General features: G+C 68.3%; 14 protein-coding genes. 8 read left to right on the top strand and 6 right to left on the bottom strand.

Translation table 11 applies throughout. The features are described from left to right. Window positions 1-57 precede the first annotated feature (57 nt). Genes efeU through efeB form a run of 3 tightly spaced genes read left to right on the top strand, consistent with a single transcriptional unit; the run spans window position 58 to window position 3,573 of the window. Window positions 58-1,008 carry an iron uptake transporter permease EfeU gene (efeU, locus tag OB895_RS04610; protein WP_311879294.1) on the top strand — a complete coding sequence of 317 codons (951 nt, stop codon included), beginning with the start codon at window positions 58-60 and terminating at the stop codon, window positions 1,006-1,008. Next, complete coding sequence (gene efeO, locus OB895_RS04605; RefSeq protein ID WP_042541799.1) at window positions 1,005-2,237, top strand: iron uptake system protein EfeO; 1,233 nt, start codon at window positions 1,005-1,007, stop codon at window positions 2,235-2,237. Before efeU ends, efeO begins: the two co-directional genes overlap by 4 nt. Before the next feature lie 22 nt (window positions 2,238-2,259). Next, complete coding sequence (efeB, locus tag OB895_RS04600) at window positions 2,260-3,573, top strand: iron uptake transporter deferrochelatase/peroxidase subunit (RefSeq protein ID WP_042541798.1); 1,314 nt, start codon at window positions 2,260-2,262, stop codon at window positions 3,571-3,573. A gap of 16 nt (window positions 3,574-3,589) precedes the next feature. Here the strand turns inward: efeB and OB895_RS04595 are convergent, their stop codons facing one another. After that, a complete protein-coding gene (locus OB895_RS04595; protein ID WP_311879291.1) occupies window positions 3,590-4,453 on the bottom strand; it encodes a serine hydrolase domain-containing protein in 864 nt (287 codons plus the stop codon). Beyond that, window positions 4,450-5,607: an acyltransferase family protein gene (locus OB895_RS04590; protein ID WP_311879289.1), complete on the bottom strand. Its 1,158-nt coding sequence runs from the start codon at window positions 5,605-5,607 to the stop codon at window positions 4,450-4,452. The genes OB895_RS04595 and OB895_RS04590 overlap by 4 nt, the downstream gene beginning before the upstream one ends. A gap of 109 nt (window positions 5,608-5,716) precedes the next feature. Here OB895_RS04590 and OB895_RS04585 point away from each other — a divergent pair, with 109 nt between their 5' ends. From OB895_RS04585 to OB895_RS04575, 3 genes are all read left to right on the top strand, one after another. After that, window positions 5,717-6,940: an LLM class flavin-dependent oxidoreductase gene (locus OB895_RS04585; protein WP_056377024.1), complete on the top strand. Its 1,224-nt coding sequence runs from the start codon at window positions 5,717-5,719 to the stop codon at window positions 6,938-6,940. Between the two features lies 1 nt (window position 6,941). Continuing rightward, entirely contained in the window at window positions 6,942-7,586 is a 645-nt protein-coding gene (locus OB895_RS04580; protein WP_042541795.1) for an FMN reductase, read from the top strand. An 81-nt stretch (window positions 7,587-7,667) separates the two neighbouring features. After that, window positions 7,668-9,020, top strand: a complete 1,353-nt coding sequence (locus OB895_RS04575; RefSeq protein ID WP_311879286.1) for an FAD-binding oxidoreductase — start codon at window positions 7,668-7,670, stop codon at window positions 9,018-9,020. A 70-nt stretch (window positions 9,021-9,090) separates the two neighbouring features. On the opposite strand, the gene OB895_RS04570 is transcribed toward OB895_RS04575, so the two are convergent. Next, the gene (locus OB895_RS04570; protein ID WP_311879284.1) at window positions 9,091-9,786 is read right to left on the bottom strand and encodes a response regulator; all 696 of its coding nucleotides are present in this window, start codon (window positions 9,784-9,786) and stop codon (window positions 9,091-9,093) included. Further along, window positions 9,783-11,063: a sensor histidine kinase gene (locus OB895_RS04565; protein WP_311879283.1), complete on the bottom strand. Its 1,281-nt coding sequence runs from the start codon at window positions 11,061-11,063 to the stop codon at window positions 9,783-9,785. Before OB895_RS04565 ends, OB895_RS04570 begins: the two co-directional genes overlap by 4 nt. 160 nt (window positions 11,064-11,223) lie before the next feature. Here OB895_RS04565 and OB895_RS04560 point away from each other — a divergent pair, with 160 nt between their 5' ends. After that, window positions 11,224-12,663, top strand: coding sequence for a cation:dicarboxylate symporter family transporter (locus tag OB895_RS04560; protein ID WP_079113960.1), 1,440 nt, complete (start codon window positions 11,224-11,226; stop codon window positions 12,661-12,663). A gap of 60 nt (window positions 12,664-12,723) precedes the next feature. On the opposite strand, the gene OB895_RS04555 is transcribed toward OB895_RS04560, so the two are convergent. Together OB895_RS04555 and OB895_RS04550 are read right to left on the bottom strand one after the other, a co-directional pair. Further along, window positions 12,724-12,900: a DUF5302 domain-containing protein gene (locus tag OB895_RS04555; RefSeq protein WP_091232420.1), complete on the bottom strand. Its 177-nt coding sequence runs from the start codon at window positions 12,898-12,900 to the stop codon at window positions 12,724-12,726. 39 nt (window positions 12,901-12,939) lie between these two features. Beyond that, entirely contained in the window at window positions 12,940-13,512 is a 573-nt protein-coding gene (locus OB895_RS04550) for a DedA family protein (RefSeq protein ID WP_311879281.1), read from the bottom strand. A gap of 154 nt (window positions 13,513-13,666) precedes the next feature. Between OB895_RS04550 and OB895_RS04545 the strand changes: the two genes are divergently transcribed. Further along, window positions 13,667-15,592, top strand: a complete 1,926-nt coding sequence (locus tag OB895_RS04545; protein ID WP_228385691.1) for a GDSL-type esterase/lipase family protein — start codon at window positions 13,667-13,669, stop codon at window positions 15,590-15,592. Window positions 15,593-15,848: the final 256 nt, after the last annotated feature.

The following is a 15,848-nucleotide window of genomic DNA, read 5'->3' as shown; positions in this document are numbered from 1 at the left end:
ACCTCTCTGAGGTAAGGGATGCCTTACCTCAGTCTTTTCTCAGAGAGTCTCCATTCCGTGCTCGCAACGTTCCTGATCGGTCTTCGCGAAGGCCTCGAGGCCGCTCTCGTCGTCGGCATCCTCGTCGCCTACCTCCGCCGTCTCGGGCGCAGCGACGCTCTGCCGAGGCTCTGGGCCGGTGTGGGGCTGGCGATCGCCCTCGCTCTGGGCATCGGCGCGGTCCTCACCTTCGGTGCCTACTCGCTCACGTTCGAGGCGCAGGAGCTCATCGGCGGCCTTCTCTCGCTGCTCGCGGTGGGCATGGTCACCTGGATGATCTTCTGGATGCAGAAGGCCGGGCGCACCATGAAGGCGACCCTCGAAGGCGGACTCGATCGTGCTCTCACGAACGGAGGCCTGTGGGCGCTGATCGCGATCGGCTTCGTCTCCGTGGCCAGGGAGGGGATCGAGACGACCCTGCTCCTGTGGTCGATGGTCCAGTCCTTCGGAGACGCCCCCTCCGCCCTGCTCGGGGCGATGCTCGGTCTCGTCGCCGCCGTCGTGATCGGATGGCTGCTCGCCCGCGGTGCCGTCCGACTCGACCTCCGCCGGTTCTTCACCTGGACGAGTGGCTTCCTCGTGATCGTCGCGGCAGGCGTCCTGGCATACGCGATCATGGACCTGCAGGAGGCAGGTGCCCTACCCGGCCCCTTCACCTCGGCGGCTCCCATCGACGCCGTCACCGGCGCCGTGGCGCTCGGCTGGGCGGCGTTCCCGTTCGGATGGGCGTTCGACGTGACGAACGTGATCGCCCCGGACGGAGCATGGGCCACCATCCTGCAGGCGACCGTCGGCTTCATGCCGCGGATGACGTGGCTTCAGGTGACGGCCTGGGCCGCCTACCTCGTCGTCGTCGGATTCTTCTTCGTCCGCGGGCTGCGTTCCCGTCGGCCGACCACGCCTCGCTCGTCCACGTCCGCAGACCGCGACGTCTCGACTCCCACTCTCACCCAGCAAGGAGCAGCATGACCACCTCTCGCCGAATCCTCGGTGCTGTCGCCGCAGCCGGCGCGGCAGCACTCGTTCTCAGCGGCTGCGTCGCCAAGAGCGATGTCGCAGCAGGCGCCGCGTTCGACGTCTCGTCGACCGACTCCGAGTGCGCGGTCTCTGCGACGACTGCCGAGAGCGGCACCCTCACGTTCGACGTGACGAACGACAGCGGCCAGACCTCGGAGTTCTACCTGCTCGCCGACGACGGACTGCGCATCGTGGGCGAGGTCGAGAACATCGCGCCATCCGCCTCCCGCACACTCACCGTGGTGGCGCAGCCGGGCAAGTACTTCACCCTGTGCAAGCCGGGGATGATCGGCGAGGGCGTCGGCAAGTCGGAGTTCACGGTGACCGGAGACCGCGTCGCGGTCGAGGGTGAGGATGCCGACCAGAAGCAGCAGGCCGTCGACCTCTACGCGGCGTTCGTGAAGGACCAGGTCGGACAGCTCGTGCCGTCCGTCGACGAGTTCGTCGCCGCCTACGAGTCGGGCGACGACGAGACCGCTCGCGCGCTCTTCCCGCAGACTCGGGCCTTCTACGAGCGCATCGAGCCCGTCGCCGAGGCTCTCGGCACCCTCGATCCTCGCATCGACTACCGAGAGGTCGACGCTGTGGCCGAGGGTCTCGACTGGACCGGCTTCCACCGCATCGAGAAGGACCTCTGGGTGCCGGCGCAGGACGCCCTCAACGCCGACGGCGAGACACCGGCCTGGCAGGACTGGGCGCCCTCGACGACCGAGGAGCGCGCCGGTTACGGTGACCAGCTGCTCGCAGACGTTCAGGAGCTCTACGACTACGTGCACTCCGACGACTTCACGACCGCTCTGGACGACCAGGGGATCGGCGGGATCTCGAACGGTGCGATCGCGCTGCTCGACGAGGTCGCGACCGGCAAGATCTCCGGAGAAGAGGACTGGTGGTCGGGAACCGACCTCTACGACTTCGCGGCCAACGTCGAGGGCTCCAAGATGGCCTTCTCCCTCGTGCAGGACTTCGCCACCGCGCAGGGCGATGACGGCGCCGCGCTCGTCACCGAGATCCAGGACGGATACGCGGCTCTCGACGAGTCGCTGGCAGCCCACGGTTCGCTCGAGGCGGGCTTCGTCGGTTACGCGGAGCTGACCGACGCCGACAAGCGCGAGTTCACCGACCTCATCAACGCTCTCGCCGAGCCGCTGTCGCAGCTCACCGGCACAGTCCTCGACTGATTCGAAGGGGACGATCCCGCCCGTGAACGAACGCTCGAACGATGCTGCGACTGTCGACTCCGCGCCGGAGTCGGCAGCCACGGCATCCCCATCAGCAGGCCTCAGCCGACGCGGGCTCCTCGGCCTCGCGATCGGCGGGGGAGTCGCCTCCCTCGCGGTGGGGGTGGGCGGCGGACTGGCCGGCGGCGTGGCCCTCGGCCGCGCCAGAGCCGAGGCGGATGCGCAGATCGCCTACGAGTTCTTCGGCGCGCACCAGGCGGGGATCACGACTCCGGTGCAGGAGCATCTGCACTTCGCGTCGTTCGACATGATGCCGCGGACCGATCGTGACGACCTGATCACGTTGCTGCAGGACTGGACGTATGCGGCGTCGCGAATGACCAAGGGTCTCGAGGTGAGCGCCACGGGCGCGGTCGGAGGCGACGCCGAGGTGCCGCCCGATGACACCGGTGAAGCTCTCGGCCTCCCTGCCGCCGGTCTCACGATCACATTCGGATTCGGGCCCAGCCTGTTCGAGAACGAGGACGGCGACCGCTTCGGAATCGCCGCACGCCGCCCGCAGAAGCTCGAGAGGCTGCCCGCTTTCCTGGGCGACGACCTCGACCCGCAGGCCTCGCACGGCGATCTCTGCATCCAGGCCTGCGCAGATGACCCGCAGGTCGCGGTGCACGCAATCCGCAACCTCAGTCGCATCGCCTTCGGTCGTGCTCGGCTGCGCTGGTCGCAGCTCGGTTTCGGCAAGACCTCCCGCACCACCTCCGCCCAGGCGACCCCGCGCAACCTGTTCGGATTCAAGGACGGCACGGCCAACATCCTCGCCGATGACGCCGCCGCGCTCGACGCGAACGTGTGGGTCGGCGAATCGGATGAGCCCGCATGGATGACGGGAGGCTCGTATCTCGTCGCGCGGAAGATCGCGATGCTGATCGAGACCTGGGATCGGGTGCGGCTCTCGGAGCAGAACACGATCGTGGGTCGTGACAAGGGGGAGGGGGCGCCGCTGTCGGGCGGCGACGAGTTCACCGCACCGGACTTCGGCTCGTCTGCGATAGACCGGAACGCGCACGTGCGGCTCGCGCATCCGGATCAGAACGACGGCATCCGCATCCTTCGCCGCGGGTTCAACTACGTCAACGGCAACAATGATCTCGGCCGCCTCGACGCGGGACTCTTCTTCCTGTCGTACCAGCGCGATCCGTCGCAGTTCATCTCTCTGCAGCGACGGCTGTCGACCGACCGCATGAACGAGTACATCAGGCACGTCGGCTCGGGCATCTGGGCGATCCCGGCCGGGGCGAAGCCCGGATCGTACGTCGGCGCCGGGCTCTTCGCCTGACGGACGCGGAACGCGGTCAGGCGCTGAGCGTCTCAGCCACGAACGCCGACATGGCGTCTGCGCCGAAGTGGTCGTCAGCGGTGATGGTCACGACGGCATCGCCGGAGAAGATCAGCAGCTGCCCGTAGGCGCCGTGCAGGCGCCAGGCCGCGCCCGGGCCGTCCCATCCCGACAGCGCGTAGCGCTCGTAGCCGGGGTTCTGGCCCGCCGTCACCCAATCGGCGTGCATCGCGTCGATGACGGCGGCGGAGACGAGACGCCGCCCCTCCCATTCGCCGCGATCTCGGATCAGTCGGCCCAGGCGTGCCGTCTCCTCGGTGCGCAGGGCGATGCCGCTGCCGCCGACGATTCGGCCGCGCGGGCACCGCTCCCACTCGAGGTCGTCGATGCCGAGAGGCGCGAGCAGCCGCGGTCGCAGGTAGTCGACGATGTCGCCGACTCGTGTCGCGAGCACGGCCATGGCCGTGTAGGTGCTCGCGTTCGAGTACTGGAAGACGTGACCACGCGACGGGCGCGAGAGGAACTCGCGCGCGAGGTCGGGCCAGTCGGTCATCATGGTCTCCGACCAGGGGAGGTCGATTCCGCTCGACATCGAGAGCAGGCGTCGGAGGGTGATCCGATCGACGCCGTCTCCGAGCGGGAGATCCGGGACGTACTCGGCGATCGGAGCGTCGAGCGACACGAGACCCTCGTCGGCGGCGATTCCGGCCGCGAGGACGCATACGCCCTTCGCCACCGAGTGGATCTCCTCGCGGACGTCAGCGGTCCACCGGTGCTCTGCGACGTCGGCTCCCACCAGAACGTGAAGCCCGTGGGCTCCGAATCCCGAGGCATCCGCGTGGTCGGCCAGGCGGTCGCGGATCGTCTCGGCTCTGGTCACTCCTTCAGGCTAGCCGCTGCCCCCTGGCGCGGCCGACGAGACCCGGTCGGGTCGCTGCGGTGGCCTTCGCGTCGAGCGAGCTCAGGATCGCGGAAGAGCCACTGCGGGCGGGGCTCGACCAGAGGACGGAAGAGCCAGCGCACCGGCTTCGTCGCGAGAGCGAGGGCAAGGACCACAGACAACAGGGTCACGAGCGGCAGCCACAGCCACGTCGGATCGAGATCGCGCAGCACGCCGGACTCGCGGAACGGGTAGAGCACGAACGAGTGCAGCAGGAACACGTACATCGTGTACTGGCCGAATCTCGTCCACCAGTATGTGCGTCGGGGGATCAGAGCGAAGAACGCGGCGCTCAGGAGCACCGCCAGCAGCATCAGCGCGATGCGCACGCCGCCGGCCCACCACTGCTCTCCGCCGAGGTCCGCGTACGCATCCTCGTAGAACAGCCAGTGGCGCAGGTCGATCTCTTTCCAGAGGTCTATCCAATGCCAGGCGGCGAAGCCGGCCGCGCCGAGCAGGGCGACACTGGCGACGCGGGTCCACCAGGGACGCGCCTCGAGCAGACGGAGGCGTGCGACCACTTCGCGCTCGCGCAGCCACCATCCGAAAGCGAAGAAGGGCAGCAGGCCGAGTGTGCGCGACAGCGAGAACGTGCTGTCGACGTTGGGGAGGTAGCCGACGCCGACTGAGATGATCACCGTCCACAGCAGCGGCCAGCGCAGCAGCGCGAGGTAAGGGAGTACGAGGCGGAAGATGCCGAGTGCGAGCAGGAACCACAGCGTCCACGAGGGCTTTGTGAGGTTCGGGTCGGCCTGACCCTCGACCAGCCACTTCGTCAGAGTCCACAGGAGTTCGAAGATGACATAGGGGAGCAGGATGTCGGTGATCACGCGCGCCATCTGGACTCGCGTCGGCGACCCGGACTTCGAGAAGTAGCCGGAGATGATCGCGAACGCGGGCATGTGGAAGGCGTAGAGCGCGAGATACGCCGCCAGCGCGATGTCCGAATCGTACGTGAGACGCTGGATGGCGTGACCGAGGACGACCAGGACGATGCAGGCGTATCGGGCGTTGTCCCAGAACGGGACGCGCTTGCGAGGCTTCTGGACGGATCCGGTGGCGGGGTTCGTCGTGGCGGCTCCGTCGCTGTGCATCCTCTGAGGCTACTCGGGGAATAAAGTTGTCCGCATCGCGTTGACTCAGATACATTCAAATGAATAGAACCGGATGCAGGGCACCCGATTCGGAGAAGACGGAGCAATCATGAGCGAGCAGGCAGGCGTCCCGGTGCAGTTCGGCATCATGTCGGTCAGCGACATCACGCGCGACCCGACCACCGGCGAGACGCCGAGTGAGCAGGAGCGGATCAAGGCGACCCTGGCGATCGCCAAGCACAGCGAAGAGGTCGGTCTCGACGTCTTCGCGATCGGCGAGCACCACAACCCGCCCTTCTGGTCGTCGAGTCCCACGACCTTCCTCGCCGCACTCGCGGCGCAGACGGAGCGTCTGATCGTCTCGACGTCGACCACGCTCATCACGACCAACGACCCTGTGCGCATCGCCGAGGAGTACGCGATGCTGCAGCACGTCTCCGACGGCCGCATGGATCTCATGCTCGGCCGCGGCAACACCGGACCGGTCTACCCCTGGTTCGGCCAGGACATCAGGCAGGGTCTCCCGCTCGCGATCGAGAACTACGCCCTGCTGCACAAGCTGTGGCGTGAGGACGTCGTGAACTGGGAGGGCAAGTTCCGCACCCCGCTGCAGGGCTTCACCTCGACGCCGCGCCCCCTCGACGGAGTCGCACCGTTCGTGTGGCACGGATCGATCCGCACACCCGAGATCGCGGAGCAGGCCGCGTATTACGGAGATGGCTTCTTCGCGAACAACATCTTCTGGCCCAAGGAGCACTACCAGCGTCTGATCGAGCTGTACCGTCAGCGCTACGCGCACTACGGCCACGGCACGCCTGAGCAGGCGATCGTCGGCCTCGGCGGCCAGGTCTTCATGGCGGCGAAGTCGCAGGACGCGGTGAACCAGTTCCGCCCGTACTTCGACAACGCCCCCGTGTACGGTCACGGACCGAGCATGGAGGACTTCACCGAGATGACTCCGCTGACGGTGGGTTCGCCTCAGCAGGTCATCGACCGCTATGCCGCGATGCGCGAGCACTACGGCGACTACCAGCGCCAGCTGTTCCTCATCGACCACGCGGGCCTTCCGCTGAAGACGGTGCTCGAGCAGCTCGACATCCTCGGCTCCGAGGTCGTGCCCGTGCTCCGCAAGGAGATGGCGAAGGACCGCCCGGCCGGCGTGCCGGATGCTCCCACGCACGCGGCACGGGTGAAGGCGGAGTTCGGCGACGGTCCGACGCGTCAGGCACGGCCCGGCGCCAACCGCGGCGACAACCTGACGGGTGACTCGCCCTATCAGGACTCTCCCGCTCCTGCGGGGGCAGCGTTCGGACTCAGCCGGAAGGGGGCCTGAGATGAGCACTCGTCGCATCGCAGTCGTATCCGCCGGGCTCTCGAATCCGTCCTCCACGCGGATGCTCGCGGATCGTCTGGCGGCGGAGACCGTGAAGTCCCTCGCCGGTCACGACATCCAGGCGAGCGTCGACGTGATCGAGCTGCGGGATTACGCGCACGACATCACGAACAACCTCCTCACCGGATTCGCGCCGCCCGCACTCGAGACCGCGATCAACACCGTGGTCTCGGCGGACGCGCTCATCGCCGTCACGCCGATCTTCTCGACGAGCTACAACGGTCTGTTCAAGTCGTTCATCGACGTGCTCGACCCTGATGCGCTCACGGGCAAGCCGGTGCTGATCGGAGCGAACGCCGGCACGGCTCGGCACTCGCTCGCGATCGACTACGCGATCCGACCGCTCTTCGCATACCTGCATGCCGACGCGGTCTCGACCGGCGTCTTCGCTGCATCCAGCGACTGGGGCGGGACTGGTGACGAGGTCGCTCCTCTCGCGAAGCGCGTCGAGAAGGGCGCGCGCGAGCTGGCCGAGGCGATCGCGAAGCGCGAGGTGGCTGCGACGGCCGATCCCTACGACCCTGCGACGTATCTCGGAGAGGGCCGATCCTTCGGTCACATGCTCGGCGGTCTCGCCGGAGAGTGATCCATCCCCGGCTCGACCGGGAAACGCGCACAGGGCCATGAGGCCGTAGACGATGTCCGTAGGGCGTCGTACGGTGACCTCATGGCCCTTCGCTCTGTGCTCGAATCCGCGCGGAATGCCCTGCGCGGCGATCTCATCCTTCCCGGCGACGCCTCCTTCGAAGCCGCGCGCCGTCCCTGGAATCTGGCGATCGAACAGCATCCGGCGGGTGTTGCCGTGCCGGTCGATGTCGACGATCTGCGAACGCTTCTCCAAGCCGCCCGCGACGCGGGAGCGACGCTCTCGGTGCAGCCCACCGGTCACGGGGCCGACGGAGATCTGGCCGACGCCGTCGTCGTCCGCATGGCCGCCTTCGACGAGCTGTCGGTCGACCTGGGTTCCGGCGTGGTCCGGGTCGGCAGCGGCGTCCGTTGGGGGGCGGTGGTCGAGGCGCTCGAAGGCACCGGCTGGGCGGCTCCGGCCGGTACGAGCCCCGTCGTCGCCGTCGCGGGGTACACCCTGGGCGGCGGCCATTCCTGGTTCAGCCGCACGGCAGGGCTGGGGTCCGACAACCTCAGGGCCGCGTGGGTGCTGCGCAGCGACGGGACCCACGAGCGTGTCGATGACGACAGCGACCCCGAGCTGATGTGGGCGCTTCGCGGGGCCGGCGGCATCGTCGGAATCGTGACGGCACTCGAGATCGACCTGGTTCCCACCCCGGCGCTGTGGGGCACCGAGCTCACATTCGAGGCCGCAGACGCCGGGTCGGTGATGCGGGCTGTCCGAGACCTGTCCGCAGAGGCCGCGGCGTCACTCAACGTGTTCGTGAGCTCGATGCGCATGCCCGACGCTCCCCAGCTTCCCGAGGAGATCCGAGGACGCAGCTTCCTCACCGTGCAGGCGCTGTCCACCGCCGGAGCCGCCGATGACCTGATCAAGCGCGTTCGGGCAGCCGGCACTGTTCGCCGTGAGGTGTCAGGGGCCACGTCGCCGAAGACCGTCGCCGCGTCGAGCGGGGAGCCCACCGAGCCGACGCCGGGCAAAGGCGTGTCGGCAGCGCTCTCGTCGCTGGACGACGCGACGATCGACGACCTCTTCCGCTTCCGCGGGCTGCCGGAGCAGTGGCCGATCATGGGCATCGACATCCGGATGCTCAGTGGCGCCCTGAATGAACCTCGACGGGCCGGGTTCGCGACGCTTCAGGGGGCCGGCTGGCTCCTCCACGCCCTCGTACCCGTCTTCCCGGGGGTGCCGAGCGAACCCGGTGAGGCGAGCATGGCCGGCTTCCGGGACGTGCTGGCGAGGGCCGCCGCACCGCAGACGGTCCCGACCTTCCTCGGTCCGGGCGAGACTCTCGAGCGGTGCGGTGATCCGGCGTCGATCGATCGCCTCCGCGACGTCAGGGCTGCCGCGGATCCCGAGTCGCTGATCCACGAGGGGCGGCTTCCGCGCTGACCGCGGTCCGTGCTCGCGGACGGATTGACGACCGACAGCGCGAGCGCTCGACAACAGCGCCGGATCGACGTCAGTCCGCGTCGGTGCGTCGGATCCAGCGGTACTCCGTCTCGGGGCGGCCTCGCGCGCCGTAGCGGGCGCTGCGCGAGATGACGCCCGAATCCGTGAGATGCTCCAGATATCGCCGCACGGACACGCGCGACATCCCGAGCCGTGCGGCCGCCTCGCTCGCCGACACCGGGGCGCCCGAGGAACGCAGCTCGGAGGTCACCTTCTGCAGCGTGGCCGCTGAGAGGCCCTTGGGAATCGGGATGGTCCCGGTGGTGCGTCCGAGAAGCGCATCGATCTCGGCCTGGGTCGCCTCGCCGGCCGTCGAACGCGCCTGCTCCCGATACGTTCGATAGGCAGTGAGGCGCTCGTGGAACACCGCGAACGGGAACGGCTTCACGAGGTACTGGTATACCCCGAGGGCGGCCATCTGTCGCACGGTCGCGGCGTCGCGCACACCGGTGATGGCGATCACATCCACCGCCGCCGCACGGGCGCGGAGTCCGCGGAGCACGTCGATGCCCGAGCCGTCGGGCATCGTGATGTCGAGGAGCACGAGGTCGAAGGGCTCGTCCGGTGGCTGTTCGAGCACCGCCGCGAGCGCGGCACGGGCTCCGGTGCACTCGCCGCCGACGACGAAGCCGTCGATCCTCTCGAGATAGGAGCGATGGAGTTCGAGGGTCAGAGCGTCGTCGTCGACGATCAGGGTCCGGATCACGGTGTCCTCCGTCCTCGTGCCGACGGGAGGACGACGGTGAAAGTGGTCGGATGAGAGGTGAGATCCACGGAGCCGCCGGCCCCGACGACGACCGCCTCCACGAGGGCGAGCCCGACGCCCCGTCCTTGCGCTCCCGTCGGCTTCGTCGAGTACCCGTGAGTGAAGACCCGCTCGTGCAGCGCCGAGGGGATGCCGTCACCGCCGTCCGACACCTCGAGGACGATTCCTCCCTCCGTGGACGGCCGCAGCACGACCTCGACCCAGCGCTCGGTGCCCGCCGCTGCGGCATCCATGGCGTTGTCGATCAGGTTTCCGAGCACGGCGACGCTGTCGACGGGCGAGAGGGGCGACGCGGGGGTGTCCGGGTCGATGTGGACCCGCCAGTCGATCCCGCGCTCCCTGGCCTGCGATGCCTTGCCGAGCAGCAGCGCGCCCACGGCAGGATCGCCCGCCTGCCGTGCGGTCACCTGGTCGACGAGCGACTGGCTCTGGCGTGAGGTCTCGGTCAGGATCTCGATCGCCTCGTCGCTGCGTCCGAGCTCGAGAAGCGCGACGGCGGTGTGCATCCGATTCCCGTGCTCATGCGTCTGGGCGCGCAGAGCGTCTCCGAGTGTGCGCAGCGATTCGTACGACGAGACGGCGTCGCGCACCTTTCCCGGTGGCAGATCGCCGGCGATGCCTCGGGTGAATCGACGTGCGATCCAGGCGCCGAGGCCGCCCAGGGCGACCAGCCCGGCCGTAATGCCGATCGAGAGGGGCAGGCGCCGGATCAGGGTCTCGGAGATCGACTCGATCGTCACTCCCGACGACACCCATCCGACCAGTTCGTCGTCGGCGGCGAGCACCGGCACGATGGTCCTCACCGACGGGCCGAGCGTGCCGGTGAAGACCTCGGTGAGCGTCCGTGGCGAATCCGGGATGGTGCCGAGGTAGTCACCGCCTATCTGGTCGAGATCAGGGTGGGTGAGTCGGAGGCCGTCGGGCGTCATGATCGTCACGAAGTCCAGATCGGCGTTCGCGATCACGTCGAGTGCGTAGGGCTCGAGCATCCGGGTCGCTGCGTCCGGCTCCTGGGTCGCGAGTGCATCGATGACGAGGGGTGACGAGGCGAGCGACACCGATGTGGCCGCCGTCACACGCTCCGCTTCCGCGTGTGCACTGCGCTGCGCGTCGACGACGAGGAACACGGCGACCAGTGCGCCGACCACGACGGCGGACGCGAGGAGCACCAGGAAGACCCGGGAAGCGATGCTCCTGGAGTCGCGGGCGGGTCTCATCGCGTCCTTCCGATCGTCGGTGATCGCGGAGCCGGCATATCGGTGATGACCAATACGACCACAAATGGCGCTGCCGTGTGAAGTCCGCGACGGTGAGCTTACCGAAGGCGAGGGCGCCAGAGGGCATGAGACGAAGACGTTCATGATCAAGGAGGAAAACATGGCCATCACGACAGGGTTCTCGCTTCCCGGATTCCACTGGCGGCGCGGCAAGCAGGCGTGGGACAGGCACACATGGCTGTATGTCTCGGTGATCATCGCGGTCGTGCTCGGCGCGGCGGTCGGCCTCATCTGGCCCGAGGTCGGTCAGAGTCTCGAACCGATCGGCAAGGGCTTCGTATCGCTCATCAAGATGATGATCGCGCCGATCATCTTCTGCACGATCGTCGTGGGCGTCGGCTCGATCGCGAAGGCCGCGACCGTGGGCAAGATCGGCGGACTCGCGCTGCTCTACTTCATGGTGATGTCGACCTTCGCGCTGGCGATCGGACTCGTGGTCGGCAACATCATCCACCCGGGTGCGGGCCTCGACATGGCGAACTCCAGCTACGACGCGACCGAGACCGAGGCGAAGACCACCACGGAGTTCATCCTCGGCATCATCCCGACGACCTTCTTCTCCGCCTTCACCGGTGAGAGCGTGCTGCAGGTGCTCTTCATCGCGTTGCTGGTCGGCTTCGCCCTCCAGGGGCTCGGCGACAAGGGCGCCCCGATCATGGATGCGGTCAAGAACCTGCAGAAGCTGGTGTTCCGCATCCTCGGCATGATCCTGTGGCTGGCGCCGCTCGGCGCGTTCGGAGCGATCGCGGCGGTCGTCGGGAAGACGGGCATCGCCGCCATCTGGAGCCTCGGGGTGCTGATGGTCGCGTTCTACATCACCTGCATCCTGTTCATCGTGGTCGTTCTGGGGACGCTGCTCTATGCGGTGACCCGGGTGAACATCTTCAACCTGGTGAAGTACCTCGCCCGCGAGTACCTGCTGATCGTGGGCACCTCGTCGTCGGAGTCCGCTCTTCCGCGTCTCATCGCGAAGATGGAGCACATCGGCGTCTCGAAGCCGGTCGTCGGGATCACGGTGCCCACCGGATACTCGTTCAACCTCGACGGCACCGCGATCTACCTGACCATGGCCTCGCTCTTCATCGCCACCGGTATGGGCCAGCCGATGACCATCGGCGAGCAGATCGGGCTGCTGGTGTTCATGATCATCGCGAGCAAGGGAGCGGCCGGTGTCACGGGGGCAGGACTCGCCACGCTCGCGGGCGGTCTGCAGGCGTACCGCCCTGATCTCGTCGACGGCGTCGGCGTGATCGTCGGCATCGACCGGTTCATGTCGGAGGGGCGCGCTCTGACCAACTTCACCGGCAACGCGGTCGCGACCCTGCTCATCGGCACCTGGACCCGCGAGATCGATCGCGAGCGGGTGCAGCGGGTGCTGAGCGGCGCGCTGCCGTTCGAAGAGTCGTCGCTCGACGGTGTGGACGACCACGGGATGGCAGATGAGAGCAAGGCCGTCGACATCCAGGGTCTCAAGGAGTCGGCGCTCGATGAGATGGCCGCGAAGGAGGAGCGAGCGCGGGCTCGAGCAGCGCGGAACTGAGCGGCGAGCGGGTGAGAGGGATGCGGGAGTCGACGCTGGTCGGCTCCCGCATCCGTGTGGTCAACCGCTCTTGCGTCGGAACTCGCGCCGCGTCTGCGGGGCGGGCGCGCCGTGGACGGCGGAGTCGCCATCCAGGTGGGCTTCGCCCTGCCGGTGGTGCGCGTTCTTCTTCTCGAGCGCTTCCTTGAACTTGCGCTTCATCTCCTCGCTGGAGGAGGCGCCTTCTTCGGTGCTCATGCTCGCCAGCCTAGGGCACGCTCCTGACCGGTGGGTGGATCACTTCCGGGACCGGCGGGACACCACGTCGATCACAGCACCGAGTCCCACCGCGATGGCGACCGACACCGCGATCGCGACGACAGGGCCGCCCGGCACCAGCGCGGCGACGACGGCACCGACGGACGCCTGGTACGCAGCCCATCCGAGAGCCGCCACTGCGACGAGCAGCAGGTATCGACCCGGGGCGATATGCGAGGCGCCGGCGACGAGATTGATCGCCAATCGCGCGAACGGCACGAACCGAGCGGTGAAGAGCACCGTCGCTGTCCCGCCTTCGAGGCGGCGTCGGGCCCAGTCGAGGGCCTGGCGCACACGCGGCGCACGCATCCATCGCCAGCGCTCGGTGCCGACGGTGCGACCGATGAGATAGCAGGCGGTGTCACCGACTGCGGCCGCCGCTGCCGCGCACACGATCACCGCCCAGAGCGGGGGAGCGCCCGTGGTCGACGCGATGGCCCCCAGGGCGGTCACAGCGATCTCTCCGGGGACGACGACGAAGAACGAGTCGCCGAGCACGAGGAGGCCCATGATCACGAGGGCCCACGGGCTGCTGAGCAGATCGGACGGCACGCCTCCACAGTGCTCGGCGCAGGTGAACGGGAACCAACGTCCGCATAGCCGGTGACCAGCGCTCCAGCATCCGGTGAACTTCTGGTGCCAGGGGTCGTTTCCCGCGTCTCGCGGCTGACGCTGGCAGCATCCTGAGGTTGTGAGAGTCGCGATCGTGACAGAGTCCTTCCTTCCGCACATGAACGGTGTCACCGGATCCGTGCTGCAGATCCTCGGCCACCTCGAACGCGCAGGCCATGACGCGCACGTGATCGCACCCGATGCGGTCGGCATGCCCGCTCGGGTCCACGGCGCCGCTGTCGAATCCATGCCCAGCCTCGCGCTCCCCGGCTACCGCAACGTGCGGGTGGGCACCTCGCCGGCACGCCAGGTCGCGGCATCGCTGCGCCGTTTCGGTCCGGATGTCGTTCATCTGGCCTCCCCCTTCGCCCTCGGCTGGCGAGGCGCGCTCGCCGCGGAGCACCTCGGCGTGGCATCGGTCGCCGCGTATCAGACCGATGTGGCGGCGTACACGCAGAGGTACCGCATCCCCGCGGCGACGGGCGTCGCGCAGTCGCACATCGCTCGGCTCCACCGGCGGGCGACCCTGACGCTGGCACCATCGGCTGATTCGGCGCAGCAGCTCGCCGAACTCGGTGTCGATCGCATCCGCCGGTGGGGCAGAGGCGTCGATGCTGAGCGTTTTCGACCCGACCGACGCAGCGTGACATTGCGCGCGGAGTGGGGGTCGGAGGTCGTGATCGGCTATGTGGGCCGACTCGCCCCGGAGAAGCAGGTCGAGGACCTGGGTGTGCTGCAGACGATCCCGGGGACGCGTCTCGTGATCGTCGGTGACGGCCCGAGCAGGCCCAGGCTCGAAGCGCTGCTGCCCGACGCTCTCTTCCTCGGGCACCTCGAGGGCGATGCACTCGCGGAAGCGATGGCATCGTTCGATGTGTTCGTGCACCCGGGGGAGAGCGAGACCTTCGGCCAGACCCTGCAGGAGGCGCACGCGAGCGGGGTGCCCGTCATCGCCACCGGACGAGGCGGTCCCCTCGGGCTCGTGCGCATGGGGATCGACGGATGGCTCTATCGGCCGGGCGATCTCGACGACCTGCGCATGCGCGTCGCCGATCTCACCGGAGACGCGCGCAAACGCCGGGCCTTCGGCGAAGCAGGACTCGCGGCGGTGCAGGGGCGCAGCTGGTCGAGCATCTGCGATCAGCTGCTGGGACATTTCGACGAGGCACGAGAGCTCCGTGCTGTGGATGCCGGACTGCGCGCTCGCCGCCTGACGCGCCCGGAGCCCAGTGTCCCCGTCGACGCGCGTCGCTGGCAGCGATACGTGGCGTTGGGAGACTCGCTCACCGAGGGACTGTGCGACCCTGCACCCGACGGAGCGCTGCGCGGATGGGCCGACCGACTCGCGCTTCTGCTCGCCGCACGAGGGGGGCTCCACTACGCGAACCTCGCCATCAGGTCCAAGCGCGTGCGCGACGTGTGCGCCACGCAGCTTCCCCGGGCACTCGAACTCGAACCGGATCTCGTGTCGATCCTCATCGGGGCCAACGACCTCGTGAAGCCCCACGTCGACGTGGCGGCGCTCGCCGCAGAGCTCGAGGGTGCGGTCACGCGCCTCCGGAGCACCGGAGCGGATGTCCTCCTCGTCACCCCGTTCCTTCCCCGTCGGCGCGCGGCCGCGATGTACACGAAGCGGTTCGCGGCATTCGCCACGGCACTCACGGGCGTCGCGGCACGCACCGGCGCGATCCTGATCGACACGGACCTGCACCCCTCGCTCCCCGAACGCCCGAACTGGGGTGAGGACCTCGTGCACCTGAGCAGCCGAGGACATAGATTCCTCGCGTACCGGGCGGGGGAGATGCTCGCCGTGCCGCATGCCGACGCCCTCGGAGCCCTGGACGCGGCTCTGCACGAGAACGAGCCGATCGGGGCGGGGCTCTGGTGGCGTCGGCACGCGTTGCCATGGGTATGGCGACGATTGCACGGACGCACGGCGGGAGACGGGCGGGTCGCGAAGCACGACGACTACGTCTATCTCGGGCGATCGAGCGCCCCGAGCGATGTCACCGTCGGCTGACTTCCGGGCTGTCGCGGCGTGGAAGGACAGCCGGAGCGAGGACTTTCAATGCCCCGCTGATAGGCTGGACGCGGTCGGCGTATGTCGACCGGACAATTTCATATCGACTCATGGAGCGATCGGCGGAGAGCTGGTCCCCTGTGGTGGGTTCCTCGGCGCGACGTCGGGTGGCTTTCTACTGGTGGCCAGCGCAGGTGAGATTCGCGGGAATGCCCGCGCGCCCATATCCGTCAGAACCCGCTCCTTCATGAATGCG

This window comes from Microbacterium forte, assembly GCF_031885415.1.
Taxonomy (GTDB): domain Bacteria; phylum Actinomycetota; class Actinomycetes; order Actinomycetales; family Microbacteriaceae; genus Microbacterium; species Microbacterium forte.
The sequence above is the reverse complement of the archived record's forward strand: the minus strand, read 5'-3'. Positions and strand labels throughout refer to the sequence as shown.

Coding starts and splice junctions, on each gene's coding strand:
- OB895_RS04580 (WP_042541795.1), top strand. CDS start 6,942: ATGAGCACTCGTCGCATCGCAGTCGTATCCGCCGGGCTCTCGAATCCG.
- OB895_RS04555 (WP_091232420.1), bottom strand. CDS start 12,900: ATGAGCACCGAAGAAGGCGCCTCCTCCAGCGAGGAGATGAAGCGCAAG.
- OB895_RS04560 (WP_079113960.1), top strand. CDS start 11,224: ATGGCCATCACGACAGGGTTCTCGCTTCCCGGATTCCACTGGCGGCGC.
- OB895_RS04585 (WP_056377024.1), top strand. CDS start 5,717: ATGAGCGAGCAGGCAGGCGTCCCGGTGCAGTTCGGCATCATGTCGGTC.
- efeO (WP_042541799.1), top strand. CDS start 1,005: ATGACCACCTCTCGCCGAATCCTCGGTGCTGTCGCCGCAGCCGGCGCG.
- OB895_RS04575 (WP_311879286.1), top strand. CDS start 7,668: ATGGCCCTTCGCTCTGTGCTCGAATCCGCGCGGAATGCCCTGCGCGGC.
- OB895_RS04590 (WP_311879289.1), bottom strand. CDS start 5,607: ATGCACAGCGACGGAGCCGCCACGACGAACCCCGCCACCGGATCCGTC.
- OB895_RS04565 (WP_311879283.1), bottom strand. CDS start 11,063: ATGAGACCCGCCCGCGACTCCAGGAGCATCGCTTCCCGGGTCTTCCTG.